The sequence below is a fragment of the Citrobacter sp. wls714 genome, assembly GCF_005281025.1.
GTDB lineage: Bacteria > Pseudomonadota > Gammaproteobacteria > Enterobacterales > Enterobacteriaceae > Citrobacter > Citrobacter werkmanii.
The window spans coordinates 14,626-33,625 of the sequence record NZ_SZWZ01000069.1; the positions used below are offsets into that span (position 1 = coordinate 14,626).

The window sequence follows — 19,000 nt, forward strand, 5'->3', positions numbered from 1 at the left end:
TATTTATCGCGTGATGAAATATTATTCAAACAAATTATGGTGCAGCTTCTGTACCACCTGTTCGGCTTCGGTTCCGGGCACCAGGAAGCACAGGTTATGGCTGGACGCGCCGTAGCAAATCATGCGGATGTTGAACGGCTCCAGTACGCCGAACACCTCTTTACCCACGCCACAGGCTTTGGACAGGTCGTTGCCAATCAGCGCCACCAGCGCCAGGTCTTCTTCCACTTCAACCCGACACAGGGCAGACAGTTCCATCAGCAGAGACTGTGTTAACAGCGTATCGCCGGTAGACGTTGAACCGGTGGTATCCAGCGTCAGCGCCACGCTGACTTCCGATGTGGTAATTAAATCTACCGAGATGTTGTGGCGCGCCAGGATGCCGAACACTTCCGCTAAAAAGCCGCGAGAGTGCAGCATATTCAGGCTATGCAGCGTTAGCAGCGTTTGCTTACGGCGTAGCGCCAGGGCACGGAACAACGGTGGATTTTGGGTTTTATTGCATACCAGCGTACCGCCTGCTTTTGGATCCTTACTGGAGCCAACAAACACCGGGATATCGCTACGTACAGCAGGTAACAGGGTTGCCGGGTGCAGCACTTTCGCGCCGAAGGTCGCCATTTCCGCGGCTTCTTCGAAGGCGATTTCATCAATACGTTTAGCGGCTGGAACGACGCGCGGATCGGTGGTGTAAATGCCGGGAACATCGGTCCAGATATCGACGCGCGTTGCGTGCAGCGCTTCAGCCAGCAGGGCGGCCGTATAATCACTGCCGCCGCGTCCCAGCGTGGTGGTGCGGCCCTTGCTTTCGCTGCCGATAAAGCCTTGAGTAATCACCAGACCTTCACTCAGACGGGGTGCTAACTGGAGCGTTGCCAGTTCGGCCAGCGCCGCGACGTCGGGTTCTGCACGACCGAAACGATCGTTAGTGCGCATCACTTTACGCACGTCAAACCACTGCGCTTGGACGTTGCGCTCACGCAGGATCTCAACAAACAGGAGAGTAGACATCAGCTCACCGTGGCTGACCAGTTCGTCGGTCAGCGCGGTTGAGGTCGCCAGTGAAGCCGCCTCTGCCAGCGTGGTGATGTTTTCCAGCAGGCGTTCGATCTCTTCACGAATCACGTTTGGATAACGCAGGCGTTCCAGAATATTGAACTGAATTTGACGAATGGCGTCGAGTTTTTCGAAGCGCTCGGTTGGCTCCAGCCCTTCGGCCAGCGCGACCAGCAGGTTAGTAATGCCTGCCGACGCGGAAAGCACCACTAATCGGACGTTCGCATCAGAAAGCACCACATCGGCGCTGCGATTCATGGCATCAAAATCCGCCACGCTGGTACCGCCAAACTTGGAGACAACTACATCAGTCATAACTACCTCGTGTCAGGGAGTGAATAGAGCGACCATGGCACATAAGGCAGAACGGAAACCGGTGCAGGCGCAAATGCAAATACCGTATTTATAAATAAAATGTGTAGCTTGCACTGTCAACGCTGGGATTATGCGGATTTTTCATGCTGCAACTGCGTTGAGTAACGGTACTAATAACAACGCTGATAACGGCTATACTTTTTAGCCTCGTTTGGCGGATGCCCTGGCAATGGCATTAAAACAATCACACTTTTCTGTGACTGGCGTTACAATCGATCTCAGTCACAATTCTCAAAATCAGAAGAGTATTGCTAATGAAAAACATCAATCCAACGCAGACCTCAGCCTGGCAGGCACTACAAAAACACTTTGAAGAGATGAAAGACGTTACTATCGCCGATCTGTTCGCGAAAGATAGCGATCGTTTCACCAAATTTTCCGCGACGTTTGACGATCTAATGCTGGTGGATTTCTCCAAAAACCGCATCACTGAAGAGACGCTGGCCAAACTGCAGGATCTGGCGAAAGAGACCGATTTGGCAGGCGCCATCAAGTCCATGTTCTCCGGTGAGAAAATCAACCGTACCGAAGACCGTGCCGTGCTGCACGTGGCGCTGCGTAACCGTAGCAATACCCCAATCATCGTTGACGGCAAAGATGTGATGCCGGAAGTGAACGCGGTGCTGGAGAAGATGAAATCCTTCTCGGAAGCGATCATCTCCGGAAGCTGGAAAGGCTATACCGGCAAAGCTATTACTGATGTGGTGAACATCGGTATCGGCGGTTCCGACCTTGGTCCGTTCATGGTGACCGAAGCGCTGCGTCCGTACAAAAACCATCTGAACATGCACTTTGTGTCTAACGTCGATGGGACGCACATCGCTGAAGTACTGAAGAAAGTGAACCCGGAAACCACGCTGTTCCTGGTCGCTTCTAAAACCTTCACCACCCAGGAAACCATGACTAACGCCCATAGCGCGCGCGACTGGTTCCTGAAAACCGCCGGTGATGAAAAACACGTTGCCAAGCACTTCGCAGCCCTCTCCACTAACGCGAAAGCTGTCGGCGAATTCGGTATTGATACCGCCAACATGTTTGAGTTCTGGGACTGGGTTGGCGGCCGTTACTCTCTGTGGTCAGCGATTGGTCTGTCGATCATCCTGTCCGTTGGTTTCGATAACTTCGTTGAGCTGCTGTCCGGCGCGCATGCGATGGACAAACACTTCTCCACTACCCCGGCGGAGAAAAACCTGCCGGTGCTGCTGGCGCTGATCGGGATCTGGTACAACAACTTCTTCGGCGCTGAAACCGAAGCGATCCTGCCGTATGACCAGTATATGCACCGTTTTGCGGCCTACTTTCAGCAGGGCAATATGGAATCCAACGGTAAATACGTTGACCGTAACGGCAACGCGGTGGACTACCAGACGGGCCCAATCATCTGGGGTGAGCCGGGGACTAACGGCCAGCATGCGTTCTACCAGCTGATTCACCAGGGCACCAAAATGGTACCGTGCGATTTCATCGCGCCGGCTATCACCCATAACCCGCTGTCCGACCACCATCCGAAGCTGCTGTCCAACTTCTTCGCTCAGACCGAAGCGCTGGCGTTTGGTAAATCTCGTGAAGTGGTTGAGCAGGAATACCGCGACCAAGGTAAAGATCCGGCAACGCTGGACCACGTGGTGCCGTTCAAAGTGTTCGAAGGCAACCGCCCGACCAATTCCATCCTGCTGCGCGAAATCACGCCGTTCAGCCTGGGTGCGCTGATTGCCCTGTACGAGCACAAAATCTTCACGCAGGGCGCGATCCTGAACATCTTCACCTTTGACCAGTGGGGCGTTGAGCTGGGCAAACAGCTGGCAAATCGCATCCTGCCTGAGCTGAATGATGATAAAGAGATTACCAGCCATGATTGCTCGACTAACGGTTTGATTAACCGTTATAAGTCCTGGCGCGCCTGATGACGCTGCGCTTATCCGGCCTACAGGCACACATTTGTAGGCCGGATAAGGCGTTTAGCCGCCATCCGGCATTAATGAAATAAAAAAGCCGATAGTAATATCGGCTTTTTTATAAGATTGCTCCAGGATCTCTACGTTGTTACTTCACTCCCTAATTGAGCTTAATCCTAAAGTAATTAACTTACCGGAATTCCATCTCTGTTATTTTCAGAATTTACGGATATTGTATTTCTGGTGTATGTATTTTAACTGATTGATTTTACTGTTTAATATTATTAATTAATAATAGCAATCTACTTTCATTTCTCATTATCCTAAATTCCCGCCTGACGTAATTTGCACACTTTGGCTTGTGTATACTCGATCTCGCCCGAAATTCTTTTGGGTAAATCTCCATTCATTAAATGAAGGGAATTTGTGATGAAAAAAGTTCTGTATGGCCTTTGGGCTATATCTGCGCTTGCGGCGACCTCTGTCTATGCTGCCCCCGTTCAGGTGGGTGAGGCTGCAGGGTCGGCTGCCGCGTCGGTTTCGGCAGGAAGTTCCTCTGCCACCAGCGTGAGCACCGTAAGTTCTGCGGTGGGGGTTGCCCTTGCGGCGACCGGTGGTGGTGATGGTTCTAATACCGGAACCACAACCACGACAACCACCAGTACCCAGTAATACCGGTACGTTTAATTCTAACCACACTTCGGTGTGGTTATTTTGAATTACCAAAAGCCTGCGGGATTTGTAGGCCGGGTAAGCGTCGCGCCACCCGGCAATAATGCGGAGAAGTGTCGTGAAGCGACCAGCGCTCATATTGGTTTGCCTGTTACTACAGGCGTGCTCAGCCACCACCGAAGGGCTGGGTCATTCGCTGTGGGATAGCGTGTTTGGTACTCCCGGCGTTCAAATGACGGATGATGAAATCCAAAACATGCCCTACGCCAGCCAGTATATGCAGCTCAATGGTGGTCCACAGCTGTTTGTCGTACTCGCGTTTGCTGAAAACGGACAGCAGAAGTGGGTGACTCAGGATCAGGCCATTCTCGTGACGCAGCATGGGCGCATTGTGAAAACGCAGCTCGGCGGGGACAACCTGATTGAGGTGAATAATCTGGCAGCAGACCCGCTCATCAAACCCAATCAGATAACCGATGGCGCAACATGGACCCGCACGATGGGCTGGACTGAACATCAGCAGGTGCGCTATGCCACCGCCCGCTCTGTTTTCACATGGGATGGCACTGACAGCATTCAGGTCGGCAGTGATGAAACGCCAGTGCGCATCCTTGATGAAGAGATAACTACCGATCAAACGCGCTGGCATAACCGCTACTGGGTCGATAGCGAAGGGCAAATCCGTCAGTCGGAACAGTATCTGGGAGCTAACTTCTTCCCGGTGAAAACCACGCTGATTAAGGCGGCAAAATCATGATGAAACGAGCCGTAATGGCGCTGGTTTTTAGCCTGAGCGCACCCTCTGTTTTTGCTGCGGGCAATGTCAAAGTAATGATTGCAGGCAGCGCTGAACCCAAAATATTGACCGGTGCGGAGCATCTGATCGATCTGGTTGGACAGCCGCGGTTGAGTAATAGCTGGTGGCCCGGAGCGGTCATCAGCGAAGAGCGGGCAACGGCGGCGGCAGAACGCCAGCAGCAGGCATTACTGGCTCGTCTGGCAGCGCTGAGTGCTGAAGAAAGCGGTGACGATGCCGCGGCTATCAACACATTACGCCAGCAAATTCAGGCGCTGAAGGTGACCGGCAGACAGAAAATTAACCTTGACCCGGATGTGGTGCGCGTCAGCGAGCGAGGCAACCCGCCGTTGCAGGGCAACTACAAGCTATGGGTTGGATCCCAGCCAACGGATGTCACATTGTTTGGTTTGCTAAGCCGTCCGGGTAAACAACCGTTTGTGCCCGGGCGTGATGTCGCCAGCTATCTCGATGGGCAAAGTCGGCTCAGCGGTGCGGATCGCAGCTACGCGTGGGTCATCTATCCCGATGGGCGCTCGCAAAAAGTCCCTATCGCTTACTGGAACAAACGTCACGTTGAGCCGATGCCCGGCAGCATCATTTTTGTCGGACTCTCTGATGCCTTCTGGAGCAGTACCCCGGATGAAATCAATGCCGATATTCTTCACACCCTGACCCAGCGGATACCTGAATAATGAGAAAAACTTATCTGCTCAGCTTACTGGCGCTGGGCGTAAGCGTTGCCTGTCACGGTGAAACATGGCCTGCGCCCATTGGTCCATCCCAGTCCGATTTTGGCGGCGTAGGTCTGCTGCAAACCCCGACTGCACGGATGGCGCGTGAAGGGGAAATGAGCCTCAACTACCGGGACAACGATCAGTACCGCTACTACTCTGCGTCGGTGCAACTGTTCCCCTGGCTGGAAACCACGCTGCGCTATACCGATGTGCGTACCAAAAAATACAGCAGCGTAGAGTCATTTTCTGGCGATCAGACATACAAGGATAAAGCGTTTGATCTCAAACTTCGGCTGTGGGAAGAGAGCTACTGGATGCCGCAGGTGGCCGTTGGCGCGCGGGATATCGGCGGGACGGGTCTGTTTGATGCGGAGTATATCGTGGCGAACAAAGCCTGGGGCCCGTTTGATTTCTCGCTCGGTCTGGGCTGGGGATATCTTGGCACCAGCGGCAACGTCAGCAATCCGTTTTGCTCATACAGCGATAAATTCTGTCATCGCGATAACAGCTACAAGCAGGCTGGTTCTATTGACGGCAGTCAGATGTTTCATGGTCCGGCATCGTTATTTGGCGGCGTGGAATATCAGACACCCTGGCAGCCGCTGCGCCTGAAACTGGAGTATGAAGGCAATAATTACCAGCAGGATTTTGCGGGCAAGCTGGATCAAAAGAGCAAGTTTAACGTCGGCGCTATCTATCGCGTCACCGATTGGGCCGACGTTAACCTCAGCTATGAGCGCGGGAACACCTTTATGTTTGGGTTCACGCTGCGGACTAACTTCAACGACTTGCGACCAAACTATAACGATAACGCCCGTCCGAAGTATCAGCCACAGCCGCAGGATGCGATTCTGCAACATTCGGTAGTGGCGAATCAGCTAACGCTGCTGAAATATAACGCCGGGCTGGCGGATCCTAAAATTCAGGTGCAGGGCGATACGCTGTATGTGACCGGCGAACAGGTGAAATACCGTGATTCGCGTGAAGGGATCGAACGCGCCAACCGGATCGTGATGAACGATCTTCCCGACGGGATCCGCACGATCCGTATTACCGAAAATCGCCTTAACTTGCCGCAGGTGACGACCGAAACGGAGGTTTCCAGCCTTAAGCGACACCTGGAAGGTGAGCCGTTGGGTCATGAAACACAACTGGCGCAAAAACGCGTTGAGCCTGTGGTGCCGAAAACGACTGAGCAGGGTTGGTATATTGATAAGTCTCGCTTTGATTTTCATATCGATCCGGTGCTCAATCAGTCGGTGGGCGGCCCGGAAAACTTCTATATGTACCAGTTGGGTGTAATGGGAACTGCGGATTGGTGGGTGACCGATCATCTGCTGACTACCGGGAGTTTGTTCGCCAACCTCGCCAATAACTATGACAAATTCAACTACACCAACCCGCCACAGGATTCGCATTTACCACGCGTTCGTACTCACGTGCGTGAGTATGTACAAAACGATGTCTACGTGAATAACCTGCAGGCCAACTACTTCCAGTCACTCGGAAACGGGTTCTACGGACAGGTTTACGCTGGTTATCTGGAGACCATGTACGGCGGGGCAGGGGCAGAAGTGTTGTATCGTCCGTTAGACAGCAACTGGGCGTTTGGCATTGACGCTAACTATGTGAAACAGCGCGACTGGCGTAGCGCGCAGGATATGATGAAATTCACCGACTACAGCGTGAAGACCGGGCATTTGACGGCTTACTGGAATCCTTCATTCGCTCAGGATGTACTGGTAAAAGCCAGCGTGGGTCAGTATCTGGCGGGAGATAAGGGGGGAACGCTGGAAATTGCCAAACGCTTCGACAGCGGTGTGGTGGTAGGAGGCTATGCGACCATCACCGACGCCTCGCCGGATGAATATGGCGAGGGTGATTTTACCAAAGGGGTGTACGTTTCCGTGCCGCTGGATCTCTTCTCTTCAGGCCCAACCCGCAGCCGTGCGGCGATTGGCTGGACGCCGTTGACGCGTGACGGTGGGCAGCAGCTTGGACGTAAGTTTGGTCTGTATGATATGACCAGCGACAGAAGCGAGAACTTCCGTTAATGCTTGATCGCCCGGTGCGCTTATCCGGCCTACATTGCCGGTCGGATAAGGCATTTATGCCGCCATCCGGCGATTTACAAACGACGCAATAATTTTGCCGGGTTGCCCGCGTACACGCCTTTCTCGGTAATCGATTTTGTCACCACGCTTCCCGCGCCGATGACTGCGCCATCGCAGATTGTGACTGCCAGAATGGTCGCCCCACTGCCGATCGAGACATCATTGCCAATCGTAATTCTTCCCCAACTGGTGCGGTCGGCATTGGGTTTTCCTTGCCGAAACATATCATTGGCGAACATCACGCCATGCCCGATAAAACAGCGGGAACCGATGGTGACATATTCGCAGATGAAGGTGTGAGACTGAATTTTGCTGTCTGCGCCAATTTGCGTGTTGCCCTGGATTTCAACAAATGGTCCGACAAAAACGTTGTCTTCCAGTATGCAGTCGTACAGGTTCGCCGGTTCATAAACCACTACATTCTCACCGCACGTGACGTTGCGAACAGCGGATTGACGAATATTCACCATTTATATCCTCTTAAATCTGCTTTTCCATAACGTACAAAATGCTGGTCTGGGAGGCGGTAGTGAAAGCAATTTCCTTTACAAACGTCATCCCTTGCCGTTCATAGAACTGCCGTGCCTTAGGATTATCAGCCAGTACCTCAAGCCAGAGCCATTTTTCATCCTGCTCTTTGGCCTGGAGAATAACTTCGGCAAAAAGCTGCTCACCGTATTGTTTGCCCGTTTCATCTGGCATCAGGTAGATCTTATGTAGTAATGCCCCTGAACGCCCTTCTGGATCAACAGAGTGGCGGAGACTGTATTTGGCAAAGCCAACCGGTGCATCGGCAAAGGCGATAAGCCAGAAGGTTCCGGGCTCGGCCAGACTGCTGGATATCGCTGGTAAGGAATATTCCTGCTCAAGATAAGCGTCGAGCTCGCTCGGGTTTTTCCACAAAGGCGCAAAGTGATGTCGATAGCTGGTATAGCCCATTGAGCTTAGCAAGCTGGCATCGTCGACGGTTGCCATTTGAATCTTAAGCATTTCTATTCCGTTCAAGATGTTAGAGTCAGAAGCATTGTTGCACTATTATTGAGCTGCACAAAACATAAACAAAAAATGTAGATCTCTGTCACATTTCTGCGTTATACAGGAACCTTGTTACTGAACAGGAGGGGCCGTTATGACGTCGCTATCTCGTCCGCGCGTGGAGTTTATCTCCACCATCTTACAGACCGTGTTGAATCTGGGGTTGTTGAGTCTGGGCCTGATCCTGGTCGTATTCCTGGGGAAAGAAACGCTGCATCTGGCAGATGTGCTGTTCGCGCCGGAACAAACCAGCAAGTATGAGCTGGTGGAAGGGCTGGTGGTTTACTTCCTCTACTTTGAATTTATCGCCTTGATTGTGAAATACTTTCAGTCAGGGTTTCACTTTCCGCTGCGCTACTTTGTCTATATCGGGATCACCGCGATTGTGCGGTTGATCATCGTCGATCATAAAGCGCCGATGGATGTGCTGATCTATTCTGCAGCGATCCTGCTGTTGGTGATCACTCTGTGGCTGTGTAATTCTAAACGGCTGAAGCGAGAGTAAAAGACAACACGCCGCAATCCGGCTGCGGCGTATTGTATGTCAGGGTTACTGCGCAGAGGCTGGCTGGGTTTTCTCTGCTGCGGGTTCCCACAGCTCTTCAAGTTCTTCCAGCGTTTTGCCTTTGGTTTCCGGCACGAACTTCCACATAAACAGCGCCGCCAGAATACCCATACAACCGTAAATCCAGTAGGAGAAACCGTTGTGGAAATGGGAAACCAGCCACGAATTTTTGTCCATCATCGGGAAGGTCCAGGAGACAAAGTAGTTCGCCAGCCACTGAGCGGCGACGGCAATGGCGAGCGCTTTGCCACGAATCGCGTTCGGGAAGATTTCTGCCAACAGCACCCAACAAACCGGTCCCCAGGACATGGCGAATGCGGCGACGTAAAACAGCATCGACAGCAGCGCTATCAGCCCGGAAGCCTGGGTGTAAAACGCGGTGCCAAGGCTGAACATCCCAAGAGCCATACCCAATGCGCCAATTATTTGCAGCGGTTTGCGACCAAATTTGTCCACCGTCATGATTGCCAGCACGGTGAAGCTCAGGTTGATTACGCCGACAATAATAGTCTGCAAGAGCGCCACGTCGGTGCTGGCCCCTAACGTTTTAAACACTTCCGGCGCGTAGTACAGCACGACGTTAATACCGACAAACTGCTGGAAGATAGATAACATCACGCCGATGACGATTACGCCCACGCCAAACATCAACAGACGTCCGCCGGTTTTACGGCCATGCTCCAGTGACTGATTGATCTCCTGCATGGCCTGGGTGGCAAGGCTGTTGCCCATAATTTTGCGCAGAATGCCCTCCGCCTGCTCGTGTCTGCCACGCGCCATCAGCCAGCGCGGGCTTTCCGGTACGGTGTACAGCAACAGTAAAAACAGCAGGGCGGGAATGCTTTCGGAAGCAAACATATATCGCCAGCCATCGGTATTCAGCCAGTTAGCGTCACCGGAACGGGCAATGAAATAGTTAACGCAATACACCAACAGTTGGCCAAAAATAATGGCGAACTGGTTAAAGGAAACCAGTTTTCCACGAATATGCGCTGGAGCCAGTTCTGCAATATACATCGGTGAGAGCATTGAGGCTAAACCAACGCCAATACCACCAATGATGCGATAAATAACAAATTCGGGGACGTATCCGGCCAAATAAACAGGCACGGCATTATCTGGGTTAATCGTGGTAAATCCTAATTCTGGCCACGCAGAACCAATACCGGAAATAAAGAACAGCAGGGCGGCGATTTTCAGCGAGTCCCGACGACCAAAGCGGTTACTGCAATAACCGCCCAGCGCACCGCCGATGATGCAGCCAATCAACGCGCTGGCGACGCAAAAGCCCAATAGCGAGTTAGCGGCGGATTCACTTAAATGTTGCGGGGCGACAAACACGGTATTTAAGGACTCTACCGTTCCGGATATGACGGCGGTGTCATAGCCGAATAATAGCCCTCCTAATGTTGCTACTAATGTAATCGAAAAAATATAACTGGAATTATATTGGGTGTTCATTCAGACCTGCCTTAGAGGATACAGCTCTTTTGATCAGTGTCGTGATGGTGGATTTAACAGGCAGGGAAGACAATTATCATTTTTTACATTGCAATTATGTTTTGTCTTTTCTGTGATCTTAATTCTGTTTAATTTGTCTGTTTTCAGGCGGTAAATATAATTGCAGTGATGGGGGCCACGAAAGGAAATAATCGTAACAGCAATGCAAAATAACATAAAAAAGGGCGCTCCGTAGAGCGCCGAATAACAGTCACAGGTTGGGATAACATAAGTTGAGGGTTGCAGTGGCATTGCCCGTTGCCGGGCAGGTACTTCGATAAAACTTAACCTTTCACACCACCCGCCGTCAGGCCGTTGACCAGCCAGCGCTGTGCCAGCAGGAACACCAGAGTAATCGGAATAGCGGAAAGTACAGCTGCGGCGGCAAAGTCGCCCCACAAGTAGTTCTGTGGATTGAGGTACTGCTGCATACCAACCGCAAGGGTGTAGCTGTTCACATCACGCAGCAGCAGTGACGCGACCGGTACTTCGGTAATAGCGGCAATGAATGACAGAATAAATACGACCGCCAGAATCGGTACGGAAAGCGGCAGCAGTACCAGGCGAAATGCCTGCCACGGTGTGGCGCCATCCAGCGCGGCCGCTTCTTCCAGCGAACCGTCGATGGTTTCAAAATAGCCCTTAATCGTCCAGACATGCAGTGCGATACCGCCGAGATAGGCGAAGATCACGCCGCCGTGAGTGTTCAGGCCGATAAAAGGAATGTACTGGCCCAGGCGGTCAAACAAGGCATACAACGCAACCAGAGACAGCACCGCCGGGAACATCTGGAAAATCAGCATCCCTTTCAGCAGGGTCGCTTTACCCGGGAAGCGCATACGGGCAAAGGCGTAAGCACAGGTGGTGGAAAGCGTCACAATACCAATCGCGGTAATGGTGGCGACTTTCACCGAGTTCCACAGCCACAGCAGCACCGGGAATGGCGGCGGAGTGACGCGGCCATCCGCGTGTTCTACGCTAAAGCCCAGCGCCAGTTTCCAGTGTTCCCAGGAAATATTATCCGGGATCAGGCTGCCGGTAGCGAAGTTACCTTCACGCAGCGAAATGGCGATAACCATCAGCAGCGGGAACATGATCGCCGAGATAAAAATCAGCAGCCCTAAGTGCGTTGCGAATAAACGTAACTTTTGTGATTTCGGTTGGACCATAGCCATTGTCGTTATCTCCCTTAATCAAACTTCATACGCGTGGCTTTCAGGTTCACGATGGCCAGCGCGCCTACCAACAGGAAGATCAGGGTGGCAATCGCCGCCGCCAGACCGAAGTCCTGACCGCCGCCGCCTTCAAAGGCGATACGGTAGGTGTAGCTGACGAGCAGGTCGGTGTAACCGGCAGGCGTGGTGGTGCCGAGGCGATCCGGGCCGCCGTTGGTCAACAGTTGAATCAGCACGAAGTTATTAAAGTTAAAGGCGAAGCTGGCGATCATCAGCGGCGTCAGCGGCTTAATCAGCAGCGGTAATGTAATTTTAAAGAAGTTCTGGAACGGACCCGCGCCGTCCATTGCCGAGGCTTCATACAGATCATCAGGAATCGCTTTCAGCAGCCCCATGCACAGGATCATCATGTACGGATAACCCAGCCAGGTGTTAACGATGATAATCATCGAACGCGCGGTGGTTGGATCGCTAAACCAGGCCGGCTTGATACCAAACAGCGCGCTGAGCATCATGTTAATTTCACCAAAACTCTGGTTGAACAGTCCTTTGAAAATCAGAATCGAGATAAACGACGGTACGGCGTAGGGCAGAATCAGCAGGACGCGGTAAATCGCTTTGCCCTTCAGAGATTCCCACTGCACCAGACAGGCCAGCACCATACCCACAGCCACGGTCAGAATCACCGTCAGGACTGAGAACACTACCGTCCAGACAAAGATGGCGAAGAACGGTTTCTGGATGCCCTCGTCGGTAAATACGCGGGTGAAATTGTCCCAGCCGATGGTGACGGTATAGCCCGGGCTGAGTTTTTCAGTACCCCAGCTACCGTCTGCGTTAATGGCCTGATAATAACCAATATCGTTATTAGCGCGGTACTTCACGCCGCTTTGATTGTTGGTGAGCGTCCCATCATCGGCCAGGGAGTAGAGCGGCTGCGTACCAGAGAACTGACGCAGTGAACTCATGATGACTTTGCTCTCGTCCGGCAGAATAGCCGTTAGCTGAGTCAGCGCCTGACGATTCTGGGTGATGATGCGCAGCGTCGCACGTTCGCCAGTTGGCAGCGCTTCGGTTTCTTTTAACGGCAGCTTTTGTTCGCCGCCAAATTTAAAGGCGTCGGAAACATAATTTTTTCCCGTTTCACCGTCGGTGAGGGCCAGTTGCCACTCATCACCCGCCGGATACAGGCCAAAGTTGTAAGTTTTACCTGCCTGATAAGAACGATCCATCAGGACTTGTTGAGCACGTTCAAAGGTCAGTTGGTTGGTGCTGCTGTAGTTGGTAAAAGCAATGGCGATGGTACAAATGAGCGGAAACAGGACAAACAGCCCCATACCGGCCACGCCAGGATAAACATAGCGCCAGGCATAGGCTTTACGGTTAGCGAAAATATACAGGCCAACAGAGCTTAAAATGAGCGTCATGATGGCAAACAGATACTCCCCCTGAGCGTACATCAAAACAACAAGGTAACCGACCAGCAGACCAAGCAGACCCATTACTGACCATTTCAGCATGTCGCTTTGCCACCAGTGTTTCTTTTTAATGACATCCATGGGGTTCAATCCTCAACAACAATGAAAACCTGTTGGTCAGCGTGCCTGATGGCGCTGCGCTTATCAGGCCTACATACGTTGTAGGCCGGATAAGGCATGTATGCCGCCATCCGGCACGTTCACAACTGTATTACTTGGTGATACGACCCTGCGCGTCTTTCAGCGCGGCATCGACGGTCTGACGACCGCTGGCGGCGTTGATCACTGCGGTACGCACGGCATACCAGAATGCGGACATCTGCGGGATGTTCGGCATGATTTCGCCTTTCTGGGCGTTATCCATGGTGGCCGCGATACGCGGATCTTTCGCTAACTGTTCCTGGAAGGATTTCAGCGCAACCGCGCCCAGTGGTTTGTCCTTGTTCACTTCATCCAGCCCCTGGTCGGTCAACAGGTAGTTTTCGAGGAACTCTTTCGCCAGTTCTTTGTTCGGGCTGGCGGCGTTGATACCCGCGCTCAGTACGCCAACGAACGGTTTAGACGGCTTGCCTTTGAAGGTTGGCAGCAGCGTGACGCCGTAGTTCACCTTGCTCTTATCGATGTTGGACCACGCCCACGGACCGTTGATGGTCATCGCGGTATCGCCTTTGTTAAAGGCCGCTTCGGCGATGGAGTAGTCGGTATCCGCATTCATGTGTTTATTTTTGATCAGGTCGACCAGGAAGGTCAGGCCCGCTTTCGCGCCAGCGCTATCCACGCCCACGTCTTTCACGTCGTACTTGCCGTTTTCAAACTTGAACGCGTAACCGCCGTCGGCGGCAATCAGCGGCCAGGTGAAGTACGGTTCTTGCAGGTTGAACATCAGCGCGGATTTACCTTTCGCTTTCAGCTCTTTATCCAGCGCCGGAATTTCTTCCCAGGTTTTCGGTGGATTTGGAACGAGGTCTTTGTTGTAAATCAGCGACAGCGCTTCCACGGCGATCGGGTACGCAATCAGTTTGCCGTTATAGCGTACGGCATCCCAGGTGAACGGATAGAGCTTGTCCTGGAACGCTTTGTCTGGGGTGATTTCAGCCAGCAGGCCAGATTGTGCGTAGCCGCCAAAACGGTCATGCGCCCAGAAGATGATGTCCGGGCCGTCGCCAGTCGCGGCAACCTGCGGGAACTTCTCTTCCAGCTTGTCCGGGTGCTCAATGGTAACTTTGATACCCGTGTCTTTCTCGAATTTTTTACCCACTTCAGCGAGGCCGTTATAGCCTTTGTCGCCGTTAATCCAGATGACCAGCTTACCTTCTTCAATCTTGGCGAGAGCCGAGGCGGAAAACATCATCGTCGTTAATGCAGACAATGCGAGGATGCGTGCGCCAGTTTTGATATTCATAGTTCCCATCCTGTTTGGTGATTTTGCAGAGGTGGCTTAACGGGTACTAGTTTCTTTATACGGCAACCTCTTTCCATCCTCCTTACTCCTACGCCCCACCCGCTCTTTATGTGATCTGTGTTACATAAATGTGAGTATTGCGCACTGGCGCACATAAAACCCCACCCATTTTTGCAAGCTGCATCACGAAATTCCTCTGAGGCTGGTGGTCCGGGTCTCAGACGCTGCGCTCTCATCCTCCCGCCTCCTCCCCCATAAAAAAGCTGGGGGGTGGAGGATTCACGCCCGTGAGGGATAACGCATAGTCAGTCCATCATGAATGTTGCTGTCGATGACAGGTTGTAACGAAGGGAGAAGGGCATGGCGAGCGTACAGCTGCGAAATGTAACGAAAGCCTGGGGTGACGTGGTGGTATCGAAGGATATCAATCTCGACATTCACGAAGGGGAATTCGTGGTGTTTGTCGGACCATCAGGCTGTGGTAAGTCGACCTTGCTGCGTATGATCGCCGGACTTGAAACCATCACCAGTGGCGACCTGTTTATCGGGGAGACCCGGATGAACGATATTCCGCCCGCCGAACGCGGTGTGGGTATGGTCTTCCAGTCCTATGCGTTATATCCCCATTTATCTGTCGCGGAAAACATGTCGTTTGGCCTCAAACTGGCCGGTGCGAAAAAAGAGGTAATGAACCAGCGTGTTAATCAGGTAGCTGAAGTTCTGCAACTGGCGCACCTGCTGGACCGTAAACCGAAAGCGCTTTCCGGCGGCCAACGTCAGCGTGTGGCGATTGGCCGTACGTTGGTTGCTGAGCCGCGAGTATTTCTGCTGGACGAACCGTTGTCGAACCTTGACGCCGCGCTGCGCGTCCAGATGCGTATTGAAATCTCCCGCCTGCATAAACGTCTTGGCCGCACGATGATTTACGTCACCCACGATCAGGTCGAAGCGATGACTCTGGCAGACAAAATTGTGGTGTTGGATGCCGGTCGTGTGGCGCAGGTCGGTAAACCCCTGGAACTGTACCACTATCCTGCCGACCGCTTTGTCGCGGGCTTTATCGGTTCGCCAAAAATGAACTTCCTGCCGGTGAAAGTTACCGCAACGGCGATTGATCAGGTGCAGGTTGAATTACCAAACCGCCAGCAAGTCTGGTTACCCGTCGACAGTGCCCGCGTTCAGGTTGGCGCCAATATGTCTTTAGGTATCCGCCCGGAACATCTGCTGCCCAGCGAAATCGCCGATGTCACCCTCGAAGGTGAAGTCCAGGTGGTCGAACAACTTGGTCACGAAACACAAATTCATATCCAGATCCCCGCCATCCGTCAAAACCTGGTTTACCGCCAGAACGACGTGGTGTTGGTAGAAGAGGGTGCCACATTCGCTATCGGCCTGCCGCCAGAGCGTTGCCATCTGTTCCGTGAGGATGGCACTGCATGTCGTCGGTTGCACCAGGAGCCGGGCGTTTAAGGTCCCCATAAAAAACGAAACGCAAAACCATTCGCAGTTTTAGAAGGTGGCAGCGTTTAAAGAAAAGCAATGATCTCAGGAGATAGAACGATGATTACTCTGCGCAAACTTCCTCTGGCGGTTGCTGTGGCAGCAGGCATTATGTCTGTTCAGGCAATGGCTGTGGATTTCCATGGTTATGCTCGTTCCGGTATCGGCTGGACGGGTAGTGGCGGCGAACAACAATGTTTCCAGGCAACAGGTGCACAAAGTAAATACCGTCTCGGTAACGAATGTGAAACCTATGCGGAAATCAAATTAGGCCAGGAAGTGTGGAAAGAAGGCGATAAGAGCTTCTACTTCGACACCAACGTCGCCTACTCCGTAGCACAGCAGAATGACTGGGAAGGGACTGACCCAGCCTTCCGTGAAGCCAACGTGCAGGGTAAAAACCTGATTGAATGGCTGCCAGGCTCTACTATCTGGGCCGGTAAGCGCTTCTACCAACGTCATGACGTGCACATGATCGACTTCTACTACTGGGATATTTCAGGTCCTGGTGCCGGTATTGAAAACATCGATCTGGGCTTCGGTAAACTGTCTCTGGCCGCGAGCCGTTCTCAGGAAGCGGGTGGTTCATACGCGTTCAGCAGCCAGAATATCTATGATCGTACCAAAGACACCGCTAACGACGTATTTGACGTTCGTTTAGCGCAGTTGGCAACGAACACTGATGGTATGTTGGAACTGGGTGTTGACTACGGTCGTGCGAATACGACAGATGATTACAGCCTGGCAGACGGCGCATCAAAAGATGGCTGGATGTTCACCGCTGAACATACCCAGAGCATGCTGAAGGGCTACAACAAGTTTGTTGTTCAGTACGCGACAGACTCCATGACCACGCAGGGTAAAGGTTTGAACCAGGGTTCTTACGGTTCTTCTTCCTTCACCATTACTAACCCAGATGGTAGTAAAACCAATTACGCCAATAACGTGATTAATAACAACGGTAGCCTGGTTCGTATTCTTGACCACGGCGCCATCTCCCTGGGCGACAAATGGGATCTGATGTACGTCGGTATGTATCAGAACCTCGATATGGATAACGATCTGGGTACCGAATGGTACACCGTCGGTATCCGCCCAATGTACAAATGGACGCCAATCATGAGTACCCTGATGGAAGTCGGTTACGACAACGTCAAATCTCAGCAGACTGGCGATCGCAACAGCCAGTACAAAATCACCCTCGCGCAACAGTGGCAGGCTGGCGACAGCATCTGGTCCCGCCCGGCAATTCGTGTCTTCGCAACCTATGCCAAGTGGGATGAGGAGTGGGGCTACGTCAAAAATGGTAACGACGTAACCAAATACGCAGCTGCAACGAACTCTGGTATCAGCACCACCAGCCGTGGTGACAGCGATGAGTGGTCCTTCGGTGCTCAGATGGAAATCTGGTGGTAATTCAGCACTAACCTGACGTAAAGACCGAAAGAGGGGCGTAAGCCCCTCTTGATTACGGTTTAGCGCGCTATTGCCTGGCCACCGCTGAACCCATGCTATCTGAGGTGATAACAATGAAAATGAAGAAAAGTCTCGTTGCCCTTTGTTTATCTGCAGGGTTATTTGCCAGCGCGCCTGGCATCAGCCTGGCCGATGTGAATATTGTTCCGCAGAACACTACCGCGGCGCCTGTTATTCCTACAGCTGCGTTGCAACAGCTAACCTGGACGCCCGTTGATCAATCCAAAACTCAGTCCACGCAGCTTGCGAGCGCGGGCCAGCGTTTGGATGTTGCTGGTATTACCGGTCCGGTCGCGGCCTGGAGCGTACCGGCCAATATTGGTGAGTTGACCCTGACGCTAACCAGTGAAGTAAACAAACAAACGAGCGTATTTGCGCCAAACGTCTTAATTCTTGATCAGAACATGACGCCATCTGCGTTCTTCCCCAGCAGCTATTTCACCTACCAGGAGCCTGGCGTGATGAGTGCCGATCGTCTGGAAGGCGTAATGCGTCTGACGCCAGCGCTGGGCCAGCAAAAGCTCTATGTTCTGGTCTTTACGACTGATAAAGACCTCCAACAGACCACGACCCTGCTTGATCCGGCGAAAGCTTATGCCAAGGGCGTCGGTAACGCCGTTCCCGATATTCCGGACCCGATCGCGCGTCATACGACCGATGGTCTGTTGAAATTAAAAGTCAAAACCAGCTCGTCCTCCAGTGTGTTGGTGGGGCCGCTGTTCGGTTCTTCCGGCCCTGGCCCTGTCACTGTCGGCAATACCGCAGCGCCTGCAGTGACTTATGCGGCTCCGGCAGCTGCGGTTGCCGCTCCAGCGCCGCAGCCGGTGAAGAAAAGTGAGCCGATGCTGAACGACACCGAAAGCTATTTTAATCAGGCGATTAAGGATGCCGTGGCGAAAGGCGATGTTGATAAAGCGCTGAAGCTGCTTGATGAAGCTGAACGTCTGGGATCCAAATCAGCCCGATCCACCTTTATCAGCAGTGTAAAAGGCAAGGGGTAAACATCTCCCCACATTGTTGATTTTGCAACAACTGGTGCGTCTCCTGGCGCACCTTTTTTTATCTGTAATAATTTGGCCTATGTATATAATTTGATAATTTTTACTCTGCAATAGCATGTAATCTGAACGTTTTCTGAATTTGCGCTTATTTTATCCAAAATGCTTTTCCCTGCATTATTCGGGACGTATGGTTTTCTGCAAACGTATCAATACGTCACGGAGA

At 52.4% G+C, this 19,000-nt stretch carries 16 protein-coding genes; 9 read left to right on the top strand and 7 right to left on the bottom strand.

The window, feature by feature from the left end; all coding sequences use genetic code 11:
- Positions 1–21: 21 nt before the first annotated feature.
- On the bottom strand, positions 22–1,371 hold the full coding sequence (gene lysC, locus FDX11_RS15385; RefSeq protein ID WP_038636225.1) for a lysine-sensitive aspartokinase 3: 1,350 nt from the start codon (positions 1,369–1,371) through the stop codon (positions 22–24).
- A 314-nt stretch (positions 1,372–1,685) separates the two neighbouring features.
- Here lysC and pgi point away from each other — a divergent pair, with 314 nt between their 5' ends.
- From pgi to FDX11_RS15410, 5 genes are all read left to right on the top strand, one after another.
- Positions 1,686–3,335, top strand: coding sequence for a glucose-6-phosphate isomerase (pgi, locus tag FDX11_RS15390; RefSeq protein ID WP_042313030.1), 1,650 nt, complete (start codon positions 1,686–1,688; stop codon positions 3,333–3,335).
- Positions 3,336–3,755: 420 nt separating this feature from the next.
- On the top strand, positions 3,756–3,998 hold the full coding sequence (yjbE, locus tag FDX11_RS15395; protein ID WP_003826562.1) for an exopolysaccharide production protein YjbE: 243 nt from the start codon (positions 3,756–3,758) through the stop codon (positions 3,996–3,998).
- Between the two features lie 118 nt (positions 3,999–4,116).
- Positions 4,117–4,755 (top strand): YjbF family lipoprotein, encoded by a 639-nt coding sequence (locus FDX11_RS15400; RefSeq protein WP_042313028.1) that lies wholly within the window; start codon positions 4,117–4,119, stop codon positions 4,753–4,755.
- On the top strand, positions 4,752–5,489 hold the full coding sequence (locus FDX11_RS15405; protein ID WP_137398177.1) for a capsule biosynthesis GfcC D2 domain-containing protein: 738 nt from the start codon (positions 4,752–4,754) through the stop codon (positions 5,487–5,489). The genes FDX11_RS15400 and FDX11_RS15405 overlap by 4 nt, the downstream gene beginning before the upstream one ends.
- On the top strand, positions 5,489–7,585 hold the full coding sequence (locus tag FDX11_RS15410; RefSeq protein WP_042313024.1) for a YjbH domain-containing protein: 2,097 nt from the start codon (positions 5,489–5,491) through the stop codon (positions 7,583–7,585). The genes FDX11_RS15405 and FDX11_RS15410 overlap by 1 nt, the downstream gene beginning before the upstream one ends.
- Before the next feature lie 74 nt (positions 7,586–7,659).
- Here the strand turns inward: FDX11_RS15410 and FDX11_RS15415 are convergent, their stop codons facing one another.
- Positions 7,660–8,115: an acyltransferase gene (locus FDX11_RS15415; protein ID WP_042313022.1), complete on the bottom strand. Its 456-nt coding sequence runs from the start codon at positions 8,113–8,115 to the stop codon at positions 7,660–7,662.
- A 10-nt stretch (positions 8,116–8,125) separates the two neighbouring features.
- Positions 8,126–8,635, bottom strand: a complete 510-nt coding sequence (locus FDX11_RS15420) for a GNAT family N-acetyltransferase (RefSeq protein WP_137398178.1) — start codon at positions 8,633–8,635, stop codon at positions 8,126–8,128.
- Between the two features lie 139 nt (positions 8,636–8,774).
- On the opposite strand from FDX11_RS15420, the gene psiE reads away from it, so the two are divergent.
- On the top strand, positions 8,775–9,185 hold the full coding sequence (gene psiE, locus FDX11_RS15425) for a phosphate-starvation-inducible protein PsiE (protein WP_003031674.1): 411 nt from the start codon (positions 8,775–8,777) through the stop codon (positions 9,183–9,185).
- A 45-nt stretch (positions 9,186–9,230) separates the two neighbouring features.
- Here psiE and xylE read toward each other — a convergent pair whose 3' ends face one another.
- The 4 genes from xylE to malE all read right to left on the bottom strand — a co-directional run bounded on the left by xylE (position 9,231) and on the right by malE (position 14,800).
- Positions 9,231–10,706: a D-xylose transporter XylE gene (xylE, locus tag FDX11_RS15430; protein ID WP_038636240.1), complete on the bottom strand. Its 1,476-nt coding sequence runs from the start codon at positions 10,704–10,706 to the stop codon at positions 9,231–9,233.
- Between the two features lie 323 nt (positions 10,707–11,029).
- Positions 11,030–11,920, bottom strand: a complete 891-nt coding sequence (gene malG, locus FDX11_RS15435) for a maltose ABC transporter permease MalG (protein ID WP_137398179.1) — start codon at positions 11,918–11,920, stop codon at positions 11,030–11,032.
- Positions 11,921–11,934: 14 nt separating this feature from the next.
- Positions 11,935–13,479: a maltose ABC transporter permease MalF gene (gene malF, locus FDX11_RS15440; RefSeq protein WP_137398180.1), complete on the bottom strand. Its 1,545-nt coding sequence runs from the start codon at positions 13,477–13,479 to the stop codon at positions 11,935–11,937.
- Between the two features lie 130 nt (positions 13,480–13,609).
- The gene (gene malE / locus FDX11_RS15445) at positions 13,610–14,800 is read right to left on the bottom strand and encodes a maltose/maltodextrin ABC transporter substrate-binding protein MalE (protein ID WP_032940895.1); all 1,191 of its coding nucleotides are present in this window, start codon (positions 14,798–14,800) and stop codon (positions 13,610–13,612) included.
- A gap of 360 nt (positions 14,801–15,160) precedes the next feature.
- Between malE and malK the strand changes: the two genes are divergently transcribed.
- The 3 genes from malK (at position 15,161) to malM (ending at position 18,777) form a co-directional block, all read left to right on the top strand.
- Positions 15,161–16,270, top strand: a complete 1,110-nt coding sequence (gene malK, locus FDX11_RS15450; protein ID WP_038636246.1) for a maltose/maltodextrin ABC transporter ATP-binding protein MalK — start codon at positions 15,161–15,163, stop codon at positions 16,268–16,270.
- Positions 16,271–16,360: 90 nt separating this feature from the next.
- Complete coding sequence (locus FDX11_RS15455) at positions 16,361–17,716, top strand: maltoporin (protein WP_038636248.1); 1,356 nt, start codon at positions 16,361–16,363, stop codon at positions 17,714–17,716.
- 113 nt (positions 17,717–17,829) lie between these two features.
- Complete coding sequence (gene malM, locus FDX11_RS15460; protein WP_042313006.1) at positions 17,830–18,777, top strand: maltose operon protein MalM; 948 nt, start codon at positions 17,830–17,832, stop codon at positions 18,775–18,777.
- Positions 18,778–19,000 lie beyond the last annotated feature (223 nt).